The sequence below is a fragment of the Rhizobium sp. Leaf321 genome (assembly GCF_001423215.1).
Lineage (GTDB): Bacteria > Pseudomonadota > Alphaproteobacteria > Rhizobiales > Rhizobiaceae > Neorhizobium > Neorhizobium soli.
On sequence record NZ_LMOF01000008.1, the window covers coordinates 581,223 to 598,996 of the forward strand.

Here is a 17,774-nt window from a genome sequence, read left to right on the forward strand (position 1 = left end):
TTGCCGCGAGTTTGTGCAATGCATGAAAAGAATGCAAGGCGGGGCAGGCTGTTTTCCCGCTCACGTCGAAAGGTGAGCTTCGTTCGGTTTTCGATCGTTGTGCCGGGTAAGGGTCATCCGGCTGAGATTGCCCCTTATCCGCCTACCGGCACCTTCTCCCCGCGGGCGGGGAGAAGGACGCAGGCTGCGCGCTCAGAGTCAGATCAGGGTACGTGCCCAATCCCCGCGAGCGGGGAGTGGGCATTCCCAGGTATTTCCGCTAAGCGGCGACGGCTTCCGTCGGGACCTTGGCGCCGGTCATGAAGGCGACGGCGTCGGACATCGTGTAGTCTTTCGGGTTGATGACGGTCAGTCGTTTTCCGAGCCGGTGGATGTGGATACGGTCGGCCACTTCAAAGACATGCGGCATGTTGTGGCTGATCAGCACGATCGGAATGCCGCGCGAGCGCACGTCGAGGATCAGTTCCAGCACCTTGCGGCTTTCCTTGACGCCAAGCGCCGCCGTCGGTTCGTCGAGGATGATCACCTTGGAACCGAAGGCAGCAGCCCGGGCCACCGCCACACCCTGGCGCTGGCCGCCCGAGAGGGTCTCCACCGCCTGGTTGATGTTCTGGATGGTCATCAGGCCGAGTTCGGAGAGCTTGCCGCGGGCAAATTTTTCCATGGCGCCATGATCGAGCTTGCGCAGGTATTTGCCCATGAAGCCCTTGCTGCGGATTTCGCGGCCGAGGAACATGTTGTCGGCGATGGAGAGCGCCGGCGACAGCGCGAGGTTCTGGTAGACGGTCTCGATGCCCGCATCGCGGGCCTCGATCGGCGAGCGGAACTGGACCGGCTTGCCTTCGAGCGTGATCTCGCCCTCGTCTGGACGGATCGCGCCGGAGATCGCCTTGATCAGCGACGACTTGCCGGCGCCGTTATCGCCGATGACGGCGAGGATTTCGCCCGGATAGAGGTCGAAATCGGCGTTGTCGAGGGCGGTCACGCGGCCGTAGCGCTTGACCAGGCCGCGGGCGGCCAGGATGGGTTGAGTGTTCGGATCGCGTGCCATCAGCCGGCTGCCTTTCTGATCCATTGATCGATTGCGACGGCGGCGATGATCAGCACGCCGATCAGGAGGTAGGTCCACTGCACGTCGGTGCCGAGCATTCGAAGGCCGAACGAGAACACGCCGACGATGAGGGCGCCGAACACCATGCCGAGGATCGAGCCGCGGCCGCCGAACAGCGATATGCCGCCGATCACCACGGCGGTGATCGATTCGATGTTGGCGAACTGGCCGACCGTCGGGGAAACCGAGCCGTTGCGGCCGATCGAGACCCAGCCGGCAAGCGCGCAGATGGTGCCGGCCAGAACGTAGACCGAAATCAGCATGCGCTTGACGTTGACGCCGGAAAGCTCTGCCGCTTCGGGATCGTCGCCGACCGCGTAGAGATGGCGGCCCCAGGCGGTCTGGTTGAGCACGTACCAGAGCACGGCGACCAGCAGCACCATCGCGACGACGCCGAAGGTGAAGACGGCGCCGCCGACCTTGAACGTCGTGCCGAGGAACTGCAGAAGCGGAGCCGTCGCCTCGATTTCCTGCGAGCGGATCGTCTCGTTGGACGAATAGAGGAAGTTGGTGGCAAGCACGATCTGCCACATGCCGAGCGTGACGATGAAGGGGGGCAGTTTCACGCGGGCGATCAGGAAGCCGTTGATGAAGCCGCAAATCGCGCCGACCGCGAAGCCGCAGGGAATGGCGATTTCAACAGGAACCCCGTAGCGGAAGACCATCTGGCCCATGACCACAGAGGAGAGGACCATGATGGCGCCGACCGAAAGATCGATGCCGGCGGTCATGATGACAAGCGTCTGTGCCGCGCCGATAATGCCGGTGATTGCCACCTGCTGCAGGATCAGCGTCAGGGAGAAGGCGTTGAAGAATTTTCCGCCGAGAAGGATGCCGAACACCAGCAGGGCTGCGACGAGGACGATCAGCGAAACCGCCGACGGACTGGTGTGCAGGAAGTGCTGGAATTTCTGGACTGGCGTTTTCTTGTCGCCGTCGAAGGATGCGACGTCGGTCGAACTGTCCTTCAGAACCTTTTCGTAGTCATGATGCGGCGATGCCGCCGTTGGCTCGGTCATGGATGTTCCTCCGAGAAATTCCGTTGTCGCTCGACAGTGAGAGACCCTCTCCGGCCTGCCGGCCATCTCTCCCACCCCGGTGGGAGAAGACTTGCGGCGGACGCAGGGATTGTCTGAGCGGTTGCCGCCGGATCAAGCCCTCCCCGTTGCGGGGAGGGTAGTGGTTTGATCTTTCAAATGCAGGTGGGGATCAGCCCCAGCACTTGTTCAGACCTTCCTTGGTGTCGATCGACTTGATCGCGGGAACCGGCTTGTCGGTCACGAGCGTCACGCCTGTGTCGAAGAAATCCTTGCCGGCAGTCGGCTTCGGCTTTTCACCGGTATCGGCGAACTTCTTGATCGCCTCGATGCCGAGCGACGCCATCTGCAGCGGATACTGCTGCGAGGTTGCACCGATGACACCGCCGGCAACGTTCTTGACGCCTGGGCAGCCGCCGTCGACGGAGACCAGAAGCACGTCCTTCTCGCGACCGACGGCCTTCAGCGCTTCATAGGCGCCGGCTGCTGCCGGTTCGTTGATGGTGTGAACGACGTTGATGGTCGGATCCTTCTGGAGAAGGTTTTCCATCGCGGTGCGACCGCCTTCTTCATTGCCGTTGGTCACGTCATGGCCGACGATGCGCGGATCGTCTTCGTCGCCGATCTTGTTCGGATCCTTCGGATCGATGCCGAAACCGATCATGAAGCCCTGGTCGCGCAGGATGTCGACGGAAGGCTGCGACGGGGTAAGGTCGAGGAAGGCCACCTTGGCTTCCTTGGCCTTGTCGCCGAGCGTTTCCTTGGCCCACTGGCCAATCAGCTTGCCGGCCAGAAGGTTGTCGGTCGCAAACGTCATATCGGCCGCATTGATCGGCTCCAGCGGCGTGTCGAGCGCGATGATCAGCATGCCGGCGTCGCGGGCCTTCTTGAGGTTCGGCACGATGCCCTTGGTGTCGGACGCGGTGATCAGAATACCCTTGGCGCCATCGGCGATGCAGGTTTCGATCGCGGCAACCTGGCTTTCGGAATCGCCATCGATCTTGCCGGCATAGGATTTCAGCGTGACGCCGAGTTCCTTGGCTTTCGCGGTCGCACCGTCCTTCATCTTCACGAAGAACGGATTGGTATCTGTCTTGGTGATGAGGCAGGCGGAGACGTCGGCTGCGTGCGCCGGAGCGGAAAACGCAACGCCGAGGACAAGCGCCGCAAAGGCGCCAGAAAGCACAGTCTTTTTCATGATATCTCCTCCCGAGAGATCTTTTCCCCAAGCTTGGGGCGATTGATGCAAATGTTCAGAAACACCGGGTGCCATCGAATTCGACGAGCGCCGTCTCCAAGCCTCCCATGTCCTCTGCAGCCCGGATTAAGACCAGTTTTCCATGAGCTGTCAATAATTAATTCCGATTGAATTATTTATCCACGGTGGCATATTCGGCATGCGTGGAGCGACGATCCACGGCGAGTTTCGGGAGGAGTTCCAATGTCGATCGCGGGAAGTACCGCGACAGGGTCGATGCCGCTCGGCAGTTTTTCGGGCGGATCGAACCAGGTTCGCGTGCGTGCCTATAACGAGAGGCTGGTCCTTTCGCTTGTTCGCATGCACGGCGAAATGTCGAAGGCGGACATTACCCGCGCCAGCGGACTGTCGGCGCAGACTGTGTCGGTGATCATGCGATCGCTCGAAAAGGACGGGCTTCTGCTGCGCGGCGAACCGATCCGCGGCCGGGTGGGGCAGCCGTCGGTACCGATGCGGCTCAATCCCGATGCCGTGTTTTCCTTCGGGGTGAAAATCGGCCGGCGCAGCGCCGATCTGGTGCTGATGGATTTCGTCGGGCAGATCCGGATGCATCATCACGAAACCTATGCCTACCCAGTGCCGCAGAAGATCATCGAGATCATCGGCAAGGGGATCGGCAGGCTCGAGGGCCAGCTCAGCATGGTCGAGCGTGAGCGGATAGCCGGCATCGGGATCTCGGCGCCGTTCGAACTGTGGAACTGGGCAGATGAGGTCGGCGCGCCTGCGGGCGCGATGGACCTCTGGCGCGATTTCGACCTGCAGCAGGAGGTCTCCGCCTCGACCAAGCATGCCGTCTACCTTCAGAACGACGCGACCAGCGCCTGCGGTGCGGAGTTGGTGTTCGGGATCGGTCCATCCTATCCGGACTTCGTCTATTTCTTCATCGGGTCATTTATCGGCGGCGGCATCGTTCTGAACTCCGCCGTGTTTTCCGGCCGAACCGGGACTGCCGGCGCCGTCGCGCCACTTCCGGTGCGCGGCAGGGACGGTTCAACCCGGCAGTTGCTCGACGTCGCTTCGATTTTCGTTCTCGAGAACATGCTGAAGGAAAAGGGGATCGATCCGGAGCCGCTCTGGTATTCGGCCGACGAATGGATCGATTTCGGGGCGCCGCTCGATCTGTGGATCGGCGAGACGGCGGCAGCGCTTGCCCAGGCGATCATTGCCAGCGCCTCGATCATCGATTTCGGGGCTGCCGTGATCGATGGCGGATTTCCGTCATGGGTGCGCAAGCGGATCGTCACCGAGACGATCGAGGCCGTCAAGCGGCTCGATCTGCAAGGTGTCATCATCCCCGATATCATCGAGGGCAAGGTCGGCAGCCACGCCCGCGCCATCGGCGGCGCCAGCCTGCCGATCTTTGCGAAATACCTCACCGATCCGAGTGTGTTGTTCAAGGCGATGTGACGAGCGGACGTCCGCATTCGATCGTGGGACGCTCGACGCTGTTCCCGGTCAGCCGTGAACGGCACGCCTTTCTCGCACCTTCGCAATTCCCTTGTGGTAGTTAGGACTCGACACAGACAGGCAGGAGCCGGCGGCAGATGGTGAATTCGCAAGATAAGGCGGAGCCCTATGAACTTCCTCTGTCTGGCCAGCTCAAAATGATGACAGGGGCGTTCTGGGCGTCCCCGGTGCGCAATCCCGTTCTCGCGCTCACGGCCGCGCTGCTCTGCGTCATCTTTGCGACCACCTACGCCACCTATCGGCTGAACGAGTGGAACGGACCGTTCTACGATGCCTTGGCGCGGCGCGACATGCCCGAATTCCTCCACCAGCTTGTGGTGTTCGGAGTCCTCGCCTCGCTCCTGACACTGCTCAACGTCATCCAGCAATGGCTGAACCAGATCGCCGCGATGCGGATGCGAGAAGGGCTGGCCCGCGATCTCGCCGATGTCTGGCTGACGCCGGGGCGGGCCCTGAAGCTTGCCGGTGCCGGCGCGATCGCCGACAATCCGGACCAGAGACTGCACGAGGACACCCGCATCCTGGCCGAGAACACGACGTCACTGTCGATCGGCCTCGTCAATTCGACCATTCTTCTTGCAAGTTTCATCGGCGTGCTATGGGCGATCTCGACTGATTTTGGCCTGCAGATCGGCGGTCGTACCATCGTCATTCCCGGCTATATGCTGTGGGCGACGATCCTCTACGCCCTTTTCGGATCCGTCATGAGCAACGTCGTCGGCAGCCGGCTGGCGCGACTGAATGCGCAGCGCTATGCCCGCGAGGCTGATCTGCGCGCGACCCTTGTCCGGGCGAACGAGAACATGAAGCCGATCACGCTTGCGCGCGGCGAGGAAAGCGAGGTGTTTCGGGTTCACACCGCGATCGATGGCGTGCTCGGCATGCTGCGCAAGCTTGCCTGGGCGCTCACCAACCTCACCTGGGTGTCTGCCGGTTTCGGCTGGCTGGCGCTTGTCGCGCCGATCATCATTGCCTCGCCGATGTATTTCTCCGGCAGCCTTTCGTTCGGCGGCCTGATGATGGCGGTCGGCGCTTTCAACCAGGTCAACCAGGCACTGCGCTGGTATGTGGCGAATTTCAGCGTCATCGCCGACTGGCGGGCGACGCTCGGCCGCGTCTCCTCGTTCCGCAATGCCCTGGTTTCGATGGATAATCCCGCCATGGAAGGCTCCGTCCTCACCTACCTTAAAAGCGAGGGGGAGGACGTGCTGTCCGTGTCCGATCTTGCGGTCTACGGCGAACCCGACAAAGGCGGGGATGGTCATGGTATCAAGGTCGCCGAAGGCGCGTTCACCATCCGGCCCGGCGAGCGGGTGCTGATCAACGGCAATCCGGGGACAGACCGGCATCTTCTGTTCCAGGCACTGTCCGGCATCTGGCCCTGGGGCAAGGGCGAGATCCGTCTACCGGCCGCAGATCGGATGATCATGATGCCGCAGGAAGGTTATCTGCCGACCGCATCGCTGCGCGAGGTCATGACCTATCCGGCGACTGGGCCCGCTGGCATGCGCGATGGCATTCCCGACATGACCGACGCGGCGCTGGCGCAAGCGTTGGAGAAAGTCGGTCTGCATCGGCTCGTCGATAAACTCGACGAGGTGGAGCGATGGGACCGGCTGCTCGACAAGGACGAGGAAGTGGCGCTGCAGATCGCCAATGCCGTGCTTCGAAAGCCGGACTGGCTGATCATGGACGACGTCCTGGAAGGGCTCGAACCGGAGACGCAGGCGCTGTTGCTCGACGTGCTGGCCGGGCTTACCGGCTCGACACTCCTCTATATCGGCCGCTCCGACGTGTTTTCGGACAGATTTTCACCAAAGGTATTTCATCTGGCGCCGCTCCTGGCTGTCGATACGAAGAACGAGGCTTCAGACAATGGGTAAGCATGCTTCTCAAATGACCGGGAGAACCGGGCAATGCCTGATCTGCGGTCGCACGTTTGCGGTATCGAAGCTTCACAAGGCGGGCACTCTCAGGCCGCATCTCTTCGAGATGATCGCGGAGGAGGTAAAGACCTGTAGCGCCGACAGTCTGATCTGCGACGAGGATCTGGCGCGTTTCAGGCGGCGCTACGTGGAGGCACTGCTGGAAGAGGAGCGGGGCGAGATCACCGAGCTTGACGCCCGCGTGCTCGACAGTTTTGAAAAGGGAACGCTCACGGTTCAAGGGGGCGCGCCCGCCGCAATCGACCAGGCGGAAACGTTCGGGGAAAGGGTCGCCGACAGGGTCGCCGCCTTCGGAGGCTCCTGGACCTTCATCCTGTCCTTTTTAGCCGTCCTGGTTCTGTGGATGGCGCTCAACGTGGTCGGTCTGTCCGCCGATCCGTTCGACCCCTATCCGTTCATCCTGCTCAATCTCGTCCTGTCCTCGCTTGCCGCCCTGCAGGCACCCGTCATCATGATGAGCCAGAGGCGGCAGGAGGACAAGGACCGGCTGCGCAGCGAAAACGACTACATGGTCAACCTTCGAGCCGAACTCGAAATCCGCCAGCTGCATGAAAAGATCGATCACCAGATGGCCAAGCAGTGGGAACGGCTCGCAGAACTCCAGCAGATCCAGATCGAGTTGCTGGAGAAACGATGATTAGTCTGGTTGAGGGGTGAGAGGGGACACGCTTTACGTGGATCTCGAAGATGATAATTTCCGGGAAACAAGGGTGGATCTTATGCCTTCCAGTTATGAACTCGGCCCCCATTACGAAAGCTTCGTGCGCAAACTGGTGGAAAGCGGACGCTATGCGAGCGAAAGCGAGGTCATGCGCGATAGCCTTCGCCTGCTCGAAGAGATGGAGGAGCACGGCAAGGCTGGGCTCGATGCACTGAAGGCGGATATCCGCACCGGTATCGAGAGCGGGCCGGGCATTCCGGCAGATGACGTCTTCGATCGGCTCGAAGCCAGATATGGCGGACGCCGCTCCTGATGCGCGTACTGTTTGCCCCTTCCGCCTCGAAAGATCTGGAAGAGGTTGGCGACTACATTGCCCTGAAAAATCCGGCCGCGGCGTACCGTTTTATCGCCGAGTTGCGGACCCACTGCGAACGTCTTTCAGAGACACCATACAGGGGACGGCTCGGCCGGAACTATCAGCCGGGCTTCGTTGCATCCACTTCAAACGGTACGTGATGTTCTACACCGTGTCCCAGGATGGTGTGAGAATTGAGCGCATCCTGCACGGCGCGCGCGATATCCCCGCAGCATTCAAGGAACAAGACTAAACCGATCTCACGGCGGAGTCTGTTGGATTCTTCCGGCGTTCGGGCGTCGGAGGTTGAAGAGGTTGCCGGCGAGGATGAGGATTGCGCCGGCGGCGGTCAGGCCGTCGATGGCTTCGGCGTAGAGAAGGTAGCCGATGAGGGCCGAGGCCGGCACGCGGAGATAATCCATCGGCATCGCCACCGTCGCATCGGCATAAGACAGCGCCTTTGCCATGCAGTAATGCGCGAATGTCCCGGTGAACGCGATCAGGAAGATCCACGGCCAGATCCCCGCGGACGGCCAGGTCCATACCCGGAGCGCCGGGATCAGCCCGATGATCGACTGGATGATCAGCATCCAGAAGATGATCTTGGTGGCGCTGTCGGTGCGCGTCAGGAGCTTGGTGGTGATGAAGGAGATGGCGAAGAAGAAGGCAGCGCCCAGCACGATCAGGTGGCCGGGGTTGAGCGGGGCGGCGCCTGGCCGCAGGATCAGAAGCACGCCGGCGAGCCCGAAGCCGATCGCCGCACCCTTGCGCCATGTCAGCTTCTCCCCGAGGAAAGCCGCTGCCATCAGCGCCGCCCAGATCGGGGCGGTGAATTCGATGGCGATGACCTGCGCGAGCGGGATCAGCGTCAGGCCCATCAGCCAGGCGAACTGGCCGATATAGTGGGCGACGTTACGGCCGATATGGGCCGGCAGGATGGTGGTCCGCATGGCTTTGAAGCCGCCCTCGCGAAACACCAGCGGCAAAAGCATGAAGAAGGCGATGATCGAGCGCATTTCCATCACCTGGAAGACGTCGATCTCGCGGGTGATGATCCGGCCGGAAATCGCCATCAGCAGCAGCAGGCTGATCGACGTCAGCATCCACGCTGCAGCCTTCTTCGTCGACGGGGCCGGCTGGGCTGACGACGTCGCCCGCGAGGCCCTTGCCGATTGATTGCTGTCCACTTCAGTCTCCTTCGACGCAGAACGGTCGCTCTAATGCTTTTTCGGTTTGAAAGGAAAGCCTTTCCGCCCACCGGTTGTGTCTGCTGCTTATCCCGACGTCAGAATTCCCATCGAGCGGAGCAGGTTTTCGTGCTGGTCGCGGCTGACAGTCATGCCCTTGAACGACGCCATGGCTGCAAGATCCATCTCGTCGAAGGTCGCCTGCGAGAGGTTGGCGAAATCAAGCGTCGCGCCGGTGAAATCGATATTGTTGAGGCTCGATCCCATCAGGCTGACGCGGCTGAGATTGCTTTCGACAAACGAGCAGTCTCTGAGATCGCAGCTCTCGAACCGGCTCTCTTCGTAGCTTGAGGCCGCAAACACCGCGTACTGCAGCTTGCAACGCTGTAAGACGACGCCGCCAAACATCATGCGCTTGCTGATCTTGCGATGAACCTCGGCGTCGAACTGCAGACCGACGGCCGACGAGTCGGTAATCTCGAGCAGGAAGGCCTCGCATTTGACGATGCGGTTGTTGGAAAGGTTGCAGGCCTTAAACTTCGCCTCGTTGAGGTCGCAGTAATTCCACGCAGATCCTGCCTGCGTTTCGCGATCGACGAAGATGCAGTTGAAAAACTCGGCTTCCTTGAAGGAGCAGTTGGAAAAGCTGCAGCCGATGAATTCGCATTCCCTGATCTTCGCGCCGTCGAAGACGCAGTCGTTGAACCGGCAATCTGCGAATTTCGACTCGGACGTGATGAAATCGGTCAGGTCTTCGGATGCAAATCGGAGGCCGATGACGGGTTCCTTCATCGAGAATGCGGCTTCCAGCGACGATTTCTCCACCACGCAATCTCCAATGTCGGGCGTACTGCCTATAAGCCCACGCCACATTCTCGGTGTGACAGCGGGTTCTCGTTCGCTCTAAGGGTCAGCGCCACATGCCGCGCATTCTTGCGGTTACGTCGATGCGGATCTGGTGGCGGGCCTGGCGTTCGGCTTCCGTCATCTGCGCCACCACCGGCCAGGCGGTGCTTTCGAAGAACTGCAGGAGCGTTGCCGGGATAAAGCGGGAGCGCGAGGCGTAGACGTGCCTGTCGCCCTGGGAATGCTGGCCGTGGGTAAAGAAACGCTGCGGCGTGATCAGGTGAAGGTGATCCTTCGCCCGCGTCATCGCCACGTAGAGAAGCCGCCGTTCCTCCTCGATTTCGGCCGTCGTGCCAGTGCCGAGATCGGAGGGAATACAGCCGTCGACACAGTTGAGCAGGAAAACCGAGCGCCATTCCTGGCCCTTGGCGGAGTGGATTGTCGAAAGGATCAGGTAATCCTCGTCCAGCAGCGGCACGCCGGCCTGGTCGCTGGTGGCATCCGGCGGATCGAGCGTCAGTTCGGTGAGGAAGCGTTCGCGCGACGCGTAGCCGGAAGCGATCTGCTCCAGTTGCAGAAGGTCGGCCTTGCGGGTGTCGGCATCTTCGTGGATGCGGCTAAGATGCGGCTCGTACCATTGGCGGGCGAGCCCGATTTCGGAAGGCCAGCCTTCGCTTTTCCTGACGGCGCCGAGCATCTCGACAAAGGCCGGCCAGTCTTCTCCGGACCTCGGAGGCGAGGGGATTTCCTGGAGTGCCGCCAGCGGTTCCGGATCAGCTGCGATCGCATCGAGGATCTTTGCCGCTGTCTGCGGGCCTATGCCCGGAATGAGCTGCAGCAGGCGGAACCCCGCAACCCGGTCACGCGGGTTCTGGGCAAAGCGCAGGGCCGCCAGCATGTCCTTGACATGGGCGCTATCGAGGAATTTCAGGCCGCCGAACTTGACGAAGGGAATGTTGCGGCGGGTCAGTTCCACTTCCAGCGGACCGGAGTGGTGCGAGGCGCGAAACAGCACGGCCTGCTGCTTCAGCAGCATTCCGGTTTCGCGGTTCTCGAGGATTTTTTCCACGATATAGCTCGCCTGCTCGGTCTCGTCCTTGACGGTGACCAGACGGGGCCGCTCCTCCGACTGTCGGTCGGTCCACAGGTTTTTGGTGAACCGCTCGCGGGCAAGTTCGATGACGCCATTGGCGGCTGCCAGAATGGTGGTGGTCGAGCGGTAATTGCGGTCGAGCGTGACGATGTTGGCCGGCGGGTCGAAGGTCGCGGGAAAATCGAGGATGTTGCGGATCGTGGCGGCACGGAACGAATAGATCGACTGGGCGTCGTCGCCCACCACCGTCAGGCCGCGGCCGCCGGGTTTCATCGCCATCAGGATCGAGGATTGCAGCCGGTTGGTGTCCTGGTATTCGTCGACCATGACGTGATCGAACCGTTCGCCGACATCCTGCGCAATCAGCGGCTCGCTCATCATCTGCGCCCAGTAGAGCAGAAGATCGTCGTAATCGAGAACGTTCTGCGCCTGCTTGGCGTCCACATAGGAGGCGAACAGGTCGCGCAGCTGCGGTTCCCAGGCAAGGCACCATGGGAAGGAGGTCTTCAGCACCTCGTCCAGCGGCGTCTCGGAATTGACGGCGCGCGAATAGATCGCAAGGCAGGTGCCCTTGGTCGGAAACCGGCTCTCCGTCTTGGAGAAGCCGAGCTCGTGGCGAACGAGGTTCATCAGGTCGGCGGAATCCTCACGGTCGTGGATGGTGAATTCCTGGTCGAGGCCGATCTGTTCGGCATAGATCCGCAACAGCCTTGCGCCGATGCCGTGAAACGTGCCGGCCCAGGCGAGCGCATCGGTCATGACGCCGGACTTCGCCCCCATCACTTCGCGGCAGATGCGCTGGACGCGGCGGGCCATTTCGGAGGCCGCACGGCGGGAAAACGTCATCAGCAGCAGGCGGCGCGGATCGGCACCTGACACGATCAGGTGGGCGACGCGATGGGCAAGCGTGTTGGTCTTGCCGGAGCCTGCGCCTGCAATCACCAGAAGCGGTCCGGCAGCGCCGCCATCCGGCACGTCCGAACCATGTTCGACCGCGCGGCGCTGGGCCTCGTTCAATTTTTCCAGATAAGCAACCGACATTCAGCTTCCGCGGCTTGTTCTTGATGTGTTCGTTTCAGCTCTACCTGATTCGCCGGCATTTGCCGCAATCGGTCTCCATCCCCGTTCGATTCTTAAACTTGACTACGCAGGTCGGCTTTGGCTATCGATGCGATGACGCTTATGAATTGGAGGCAAACTTGAAAATTCTGTCTGCTCTTTCGGCCGGAGCTTCGCTCGCCGTTTCGCTACTCGCTCTGTCCATGCCGGCCAACGCGCAGGTCGCTGACAGCCTGACGATCTACAATGCCCAGCACGAGGGCCTGACCAAGGAATGGGTCGAGGCCTTCAAGGAAGAGACCGGCATCGTCATTACGGTGCGCAACGGATCCGACCTCGAAATGGCAAACCAGATTGTGCAGGAAGGCGCCAACTCGCCGGCCGACCTGTTTCTGACGGAAAATTCGCCGGCCATGGCGCTTGTCGATGGCAAGGGGCTGTTTGAGCCTGTCGACAAGGCAACGCTTGATCTCGTTCCCGAGCAGTTCCGCCCGGCCAACGGTCACTGGACCGGAATTGCCGCGCGCTCCACCGTGTTTGCCTATGACAAGACCAAGCTCACCGAGGACAAGCTGCCGAAATCGATGCTCGATCTCGCCAAGCCCGAATGGAAGGGCCGTTGGGCCGCATCTCCGTCGGGTGCCGATTTCCAGGCGATCGTCGGCGCGTTTCTGCAGCTGAAGGGTGAGCCGGAAACCGCTGCCTGGCTGAAGGGCATGAAAGAGAACTTCACTGCCGTGCGTGGCAATTCCACCGCCATGAAGGCCGTCAATGCGGGCCAGTTCGAAGGCGCGCTGATCTATCACTACTACTATTTCGGCGATCAGGCGAAGACCGGCGAAAACAGCAAGAACGTTGCGCTGCATTACTTCAAGAACCAGGATCCGGGCGCCTTCGTGTCGATCTCCGGCGGTGGCATTCTGGCCTCTTCCAAGCACAAGGAGCAGGCGCAGGCATTTCTGAAATGGCTTGCCGGCAAGGGCGGCCAGAAGATTCTGCGTGACGGCACCTCGTTCGAATACGCCGTCGGCAAGGACGAGGCTTCCAACAAGGCGCTCGTTCCGATTGCCGACCTTCAGGCGCCGAAGGTCGAGCCTTCGAGCCTCAACAATGCCAAGGTCACCGACATGATGACAGCCGCCGGCATTCTCTAAACACCATCGAATCCTGTTGCGCACGGACATCGCAGGGCGTACCTGCGATGTCTCTTCTTTCTTGAGCACGCGATGACGTTTACCACCGAGAGCATGGTTGCCAGCCGGCCGCGCCGGAAGCCTGCGGGGAAACCCCTTGCCGGATCGTCCTGGACGCTGGCAATCGCCGTTGCGATTGCCGCCCTGACGCTGACGCCGCTCGGGTTCGTGTTCTGGGCAACGGTTGCGACCGGCTGGGAAACGGCATCGCAGCTGATCTTCCGTTCCCGTGTCGGCGACCTCCTGTTCAATACCGTTGCGCTGATCGTCTTCACGGTGCCGGTCGCGACGGTTCTTGCAACAGCGCTTGCATGGCTGACGGAGCGCACCGACCTGCCGGGTGCAAAGCTATGGGCCTGGCTTGCCATCGTGCCGCTCGCCATTCCCGCTTTCGTGCAGTCCTATGCCTGGATCGGTATGTGGCCGCGGCTGAACGGGCTTGGAGCGGGCGTCGCGATCTCGGTCGTGACCTACTTTCCCTTCGTCTACCTTCCCGTGTCGGCGGCCCTTCGGCTGATCGATCCGGCACTGGAGGATCAGGCGGCCTCTCTCGGTCTTTCGCCTGCTGCGGTCTTGCGGCGCGTCGTGTTGCCGCAACTCAGACTGTCGCTGTGCGGCGGGGCGCTGCTGATCAGCCTGCATCTCCTGTCGGAGTACGGGCTCTATGCGATGATCCGGTTCGACACGTTCACGACGGCAATTCTTGACCAGTTCCAATCCACCTACAACGGCGTTGCAGCGCATATGCTGGCGCTGGTGCTGGTGGCCTGCTGCTTCGTGCTGATCGGTGTCGATGCCGCTATGCGGGGCCGCCGTCGCTATGCCCGGCTGGGCTCGGGCGTTGCCCGCCATCCGGTGCGCGCCTCGCTTGGCGTCTGGCGATATCCCTGCCTGCTGCTGCCGGTCGTGACCACCGCGGTTTCGCTCGGCGTGCCTGTCATGACGCTCGGGCGCTGGCTGATCGCGGGTGGTGCTGATATCTGGCAATTCAGCGAGATCGGGTTGGCGCTTTCCCAGACGCTGACGATCTGCGTGATCGGCGGCGTTGCGACAGCTGCTGCCGCGGTGCCGATCGCCTGGCTTTCGGTGCGCCGCCCGACGCGTTCCAGTCGGTTTCTCGAAGGCTGCTATTATCTCGCAAGCTCGATGCCGGGCGTTGTTGTCGCGCTCGCTCTGGTGACGATCTCGATCCGGGTTATGCTGCCGCTTTACCAGACGGTGGCGACGATCGTCATCGCTTACGTCATCATGTTTCTGCCGCGGGCGCTGGTCAGCCTGCGCGCCAGCATCGCGCAGGTGCCGGCAGAGCTGGAACAGGCGGCCGAAAGTCTCGGACGTTCGCCCGCGCGGGCGCTCTGGTCCACCACAGTGCGGCTGGCAGCGCCCGGCGCTGCATCTGCCATGGCGCTTTCCTCGCTCGGCATCATGAACGAGCTGACCGCGACCCAGATGCTGGCGCCCAACGGCACGCGCACGCTTGCCATGGCATTCTGGGCGCTGACCAGCGAGATCGACTATGCGGGAGCCGCACCGTATGCGCTGCTGATGATCCTGTTTTCGCTGCCGCTCACCCTTCTCCTTCACCACCAGTCAAAAAAGATCGCCGGGCGATGACGCTGCTTACCCTTTCCTCCGTTGCCAAGAGCTACGGTTCCGTCGCAGCCGTTGCCGGTGTCGACCTTGCAGCCCAAAGCGGAAGCCGCACGGCCATCGTCGGACCTTCCGGCTGCGGCAAGACCACGCTGCTACGGCTGATCGCCGGGTTCGAGGTTCCTGACGCCGGCTCGATCACGCTTGGCGGCGAGATCATGTCCAATGCGGACGCGCATGTTGCTGCCTACCGACGTAATATCGGCATCGTGGCGCAGGACGGCTGCCTGTTTCCGCATCTCTCGGTGCTCGACAATATCGGTTTCGGCATGGATGCGGATCGCACGGCCAAACAGGCAAGGGCTGCGGAACTGATGGAAATGGTCGGACTTGACGGGGCGATGCTTGCCCGCAAGCCGGATCAGCTCTCCGGCGGCCAGCAGCAGCGTGTGGCGCTGGCAAGGGCGCTTGCCCGCAGGCCACGGCTGATGCTGCTGGACGAACCCTTCTCGGCGCTCGACATGGGCCTGAGGACCGCCACCCGAAAGGCTGTGGCCGACGTACTGTCGGCTGCCGGCGTCACCACCATTCTCGTGACCCATGACCAGGCGGAAGCGCTTGCCTTCGCCGATGAGCTGGTCGTGATGCGGGCGGGAAAATTCGCCCAGGTCGGCACGCCGCGCGAGGTCTATCTGAAACCCGTCGACCGGGCGACGGCCACCTTTCTCGGAGAAGCGGTCGTGCTGCCGGCAGTGGTCGGCGACGGGATAGCCGACAGCCCGATCGGCCGGCTAGAGGTTGCGGACGTCACCTATCGCGGCCGGGCGCAGATCATGATCCGGCCTGAGCAGTTTACCGTCAGCCGGATCGAATACGCGCCGGACAACGGGGTCTCGGCTGTGGTCAGCGACGTGGTTTTCTGCGGGCCATCGCTTGATGCGAGGATAACACTCGCCGGAGACGGTATCGCCGAGGGCGAGATTTCCTTCCGCCTGGATATCCCCGGCCGCGAGCTGCTTGCGTCAGGCGACCGGGTGTCGATCGGCATCTCGGGACGAGTGCATCTGCTTGCCGACGCGTAGTTCACATTTTTGCCGGAATATTTCTTCGCGGCCATCACGGCGCTGGAACCTGGAACCTTTTGTCACGTTGTTCCCGCATCAAATATGAAGGAATAATACCATGCTGAAATGGGCTCTCATCTTTCTCGTCATCTCCGTGATTTCAGGCTTCCTCGGCTTCTCCGGCGTCTCCTCTGCCACCGCGGGCATCGCGAAAATCCTGTTCTTTATCGCTATCGTGATCTTCCTTATCTTCCTGGTTCTGGCACTGACGGCAGGCGCCGTGGTCTTCTAAGAAAGACCCCAAGGATCACAACAGCAAAGCCGCCCTGGAGCTTCCACGGGCGGCTTTTGTTTGCGGTAAATTCGGGAAGTGAAGCGCTATTGAAGCGGCCGGAGCCCCACACGACCCCGGCCGCCTGAGTGCCACTGGCCGAGAGGCCAGCCACAAACTCAGACCCACAAGCTCCCGCATCCGCAAGCCTCGCGCTATTGGTATTGTTACGGATGGAAGAATGGTGACGGGACGTTATGCGGTCGGTTAACGGCTTGAAACGAAAAAGGCTTCCGGTTTCCCGGAAGCCTTTCGTGCCTTGCGGCTAATCAGGATGGTGGGCGTAACAGGGAGGCGAGGAACTCAATTCACGTCTGTTTTCGTTATCTTTTTCGGCTTGGTTCCCTCACCGAGGATAGGGTGAGGGATTTCGATGTTCCCGATCTGGTCTGCGACGATCCGGCTCGCCTCGATGCCGAGCCTCTTCCGGTCGACGCCTTTGGTGTAGATCTCGGCCGTCGAGATCTTGGTCCACCCGTACTGCGCCATGAGCTGATGACTGCCGGCGCCGCCTTCCGCGGCAAGAGTGGCAGAGAGTTTTCGAAGGCCGTGCGACGACTTCTTGACGCCAGCCTCGTCACACCTGTCCCTGAACCAGTTTCCGAATCCTGCGCGGGTGAAAGCCTTTCCATGGCTTGTCTCAACGAGGTGCAATCCACGACGAGGAGTTGCATCGATGACATGAAGCAGATCATCGGAGAGCTCAATCGTAACCCTGGCCCCGGTCTTGTCAGTATCGATCGACAATAGACGGCCCTGAATATGCTGCCGTCCTACCACGGACACGTCGGCGCGTCGAAGGCCGGCCAGCAGCATCAACTCCATCGCTAGCCGTTCAGCAGTGCCTACGGGATGCCGAGTCCTAAATGCTCGAACGTCGTCGACTGTCCACGGCGGGTGACCGTCTGTCCTGTAGGTCGGGAGGACGATGTCGATAGTCGGGTCTGTGGCGACAAGTCTCATTCGCCGTGCCCAGCCAAACATCCCCCTCATCACCTTCAAGAAGTTGCCGGCGAGAGCTGGCGTCTCGTGACGCTTGTCGACCCCCTCCTGAATGACGTCCTGTGTGAAAGCTGCAAGCGAGTGCCGCGAGTTCTTGTCCAGGACCTTCGCCATAATCAGACGCTGCTGTTTTTGCGTAGCGGGGCTATACCCCGCCCACTTGGCGCTCTCGCTCGTATAGCGGTCCCAGAGCCATCCCAAGGTTCCCTCGTACACCTTCGGTGCCTCGATTGGACTGCCTGTCAGAGCCGCCATATAGGCCGTCTTAAATAGCGGCTCGCTTGGGTTCGGCAGCCGAATCCGCTTCCCCTTTCCAACGCGGAAATAGAAGACCCACTTTTTATGGCGGGTCAGCTGCTTGTGGACGTGCAGGGGGAGTTTTCTAGGCATCCCCGAGTCATCACAGGCTGGGGCGCGAGTAGTCAATTCCAGCATCCTTCGAATTCTTCTGCTCGGGGAACACCGTCACCACGGCATCGCCGATCCGGATTTCCACACGGCAACCAGTTGCTTGGGCGACTTCTGCCGCCCGAAGAATGTCTTGTTTTCTGATGAGGGCAGGGGCTGACATTGC

At 61.4% G+C, this 17,774-nt stretch carries 16 protein-coding genes and 1 pseudogene; 9 read left to right on the forward strand and 8 right to left on the reverse strand.

Annotation, left to right across the window (positions count from 1 at the left end; translation table 11 throughout):
* Positions 1-259: 259 nt before the first annotated feature.
* The 3 genes from ASF70_RS19760 to ASF70_RS19770 form a co-directional block, all read right to left on the reverse strand.
* The gene (locus ASF70_RS19760) at positions 260-1,051 is read right to left on the reverse strand and encodes an ATP-binding cassette domain-containing protein (protein ID WP_062461891.1); all 792 of its coding nucleotides are present in this window, start codon (positions 1,049-1,051) and stop codon (positions 260-262) included.
* Positions 1,051-2,130 (reverse strand): ABC transporter permease, encoded by a 1,080-nt coding sequence (locus ASF70_RS19765; protein WP_062461017.1) that lies wholly within the window; start codon positions 2,128-2,130, stop codon positions 1,051-1,053. Before ASF70_RS19765 ends, ASF70_RS19760 begins: the two co-directional genes overlap by 1 nt.
* 190 nt (positions 2,131-2,320) lie before the next feature.
* A complete protein-coding gene (locus ASF70_RS19770) occupies positions 2,321-3,346 on the reverse strand; it encodes a sugar ABC transporter substrate-binding protein (RefSeq protein WP_062582192.1) in 1,026 nt (341 codons plus the stop codon).
* A gap of 243 nt (positions 3,347-3,589) precedes the next feature.
* Here ASF70_RS19770 and ASF70_RS19775 point away from each other — a divergent pair, with 243 nt between their 5' ends.
* The 5 genes and pseudogenes from ASF70_RS19775 to ASF70_RS23760 all read left to right on the forward strand — a co-directional run bounded on the left by ASF70_RS19775 (position 3,590) and on the right by ASF70_RS23760 (position 8,088).
* Positions 3,590-4,813, forward strand: coding sequence for an ROK family protein (locus ASF70_RS19775; protein WP_062461012.1), 1,224 nt, complete (start codon positions 3,590-3,592; stop codon positions 4,811-4,813).
* A gap of 137 nt (positions 4,814-4,950) precedes the next feature.
* Positions 4,951-6,756, forward strand: coding sequence for an ABC transporter ATP-binding protein/permease (locus tag ASF70_RS19780; RefSeq protein WP_062582194.1), 1,806 nt, complete (start codon positions 4,951-4,953; stop codon positions 6,754-6,756).
* A 13-nt stretch (positions 6,757-6,769) separates the two neighbouring features.
* The gene (locus ASF70_RS19785; protein ID WP_062582197.1) at positions 6,770-7,456 is read left to right on the forward strand and encodes a DUF1003 domain-containing protein; all 687 of its coding nucleotides are present in this window, start codon (positions 6,770-6,772) and stop codon (positions 7,454-7,456) included.
* Positions 7,457-7,538: 82 nt separating this feature from the next.
* Positions 7,539-7,793: a type II toxin-antitoxin system ParD family antitoxin gene (locus ASF70_RS19790; protein ID WP_062582199.1), complete on the forward strand. Its 255-nt coding sequence runs from the start codon at positions 7,539-7,541 to the stop codon at positions 7,791-7,793.
* Positions 7,793-8,088, forward strand: a pseudogene (locus tag ASF70_RS23760) (type II toxin-antitoxin system RelE/ParE family toxin). The gene ASF70_RS19790 and the pseudogene ASF70_RS23760 overlap by 1 nt, the downstream one beginning before the upstream one ends.
* 7 nt (positions 8,089-8,095) lie before the next feature.
* Here the strand turns inward: ASF70_RS23760 and ASF70_RS19795 are convergent.
* The 3 genes from ASF70_RS19795 to ASF70_RS19805 all read right to left on the reverse strand — a co-directional run bounded on the left by ASF70_RS19795 (position 8,096) and on the right by ASF70_RS19805 (position 12,002).
* Entirely contained in the window at positions 8,096-8,938 is an 843-nt protein-coding gene (locus ASF70_RS19795; RefSeq protein WP_062461885.1) for a DMT family transporter, read from the reverse strand.
* A gap of 171 nt (positions 8,939-9,109) precedes the next feature.
* The gene (locus ASF70_RS19800) at positions 9,110-9,850 is read right to left on the reverse strand and encodes a pentapeptide repeat-containing protein (RefSeq protein WP_162238000.1); all 741 of its coding nucleotides are present in this window, start codon (positions 9,848-9,850) and stop codon (positions 9,110-9,112) included.
* 82 nt (positions 9,851-9,932) lie between these two features.
* On the reverse strand, positions 9,933-12,002 hold the full coding sequence (locus tag ASF70_RS19805; protein ID WP_062582202.1) for an ATP-dependent helicase: 2,070 nt from the start codon (positions 12,000-12,002) through the stop codon (positions 9,933-9,935).
* Between the two features lie 158 nt (positions 12,003-12,160).
* On the opposite strand from ASF70_RS19805, the gene ASF70_RS19810 reads away from it, so the two are divergent.
* The 4 genes from ASF70_RS19810 to ASF70_RS23765 all read left to right on the forward strand — a co-directional run bounded on the left by ASF70_RS19810 (position 12,161) and on the right by ASF70_RS23765 (position 16,159).
* Entirely contained in the window at positions 12,161-13,174 is a 1,014-nt protein-coding gene (locus tag ASF70_RS19810; protein WP_092659796.1) for an iron ABC transporter substrate-binding protein, read from the forward strand.
* 72 nt (positions 13,175-13,246) lie between these two features.
* The gene (locus ASF70_RS19815) at positions 13,247-14,827 is read left to right on the forward strand and encodes an iron ABC transporter permease (RefSeq protein ID WP_062582205.1); all 1,581 of its coding nucleotides are present in this window, start codon (positions 13,247-13,249) and stop codon (positions 14,825-14,827) included.
* On the forward strand, positions 14,824-15,885 hold the full coding sequence (locus ASF70_RS19820; protein ID WP_062582208.1) for an ABC transporter ATP-binding protein: 1,062 nt from the start codon (positions 14,824-14,826) through the stop codon (positions 15,883-15,885). The genes ASF70_RS19815 and ASF70_RS19820 overlap by 4 nt, the downstream gene beginning before the upstream one ends.
* Before the next feature lie 100 nt (positions 15,886-15,985).
* Positions 15,986-16,159: a DUF1328 domain-containing protein gene (locus tag ASF70_RS23765; protein WP_082471987.1), complete on the forward strand. Its 174-nt coding sequence runs from the start codon at positions 15,986-15,988 to the stop codon at positions 16,157-16,159.
* Between the two features lie 342 nt (positions 16,160-16,501).
* On the opposite strand, the gene ASF70_RS19825 is transcribed toward ASF70_RS23765, so the two are convergent.
* Together ASF70_RS19825 and ASF70_RS24240 are read right to left on the reverse strand one after the other, a co-directional pair.
* Complete coding sequence (locus tag ASF70_RS19825) at positions 16,502-17,590, reverse strand: tyrosine-type recombinase/integrase (protein WP_062582210.1); 1,089 nt, start codon at positions 17,588-17,590, stop codon at positions 16,502-16,504.
* A gap of 10 nt (positions 17,591-17,600) precedes the next feature.
* On the reverse strand, positions 17,601-17,771 hold the full coding sequence (locus ASF70_RS24240; protein ID WP_162238001.1) for a hypothetical protein: 171 nt from the start codon (positions 17,769-17,771) through the stop codon (positions 17,601-17,603).
* Positions 17,772-17,774 lie beyond the last annotated feature (3 nt).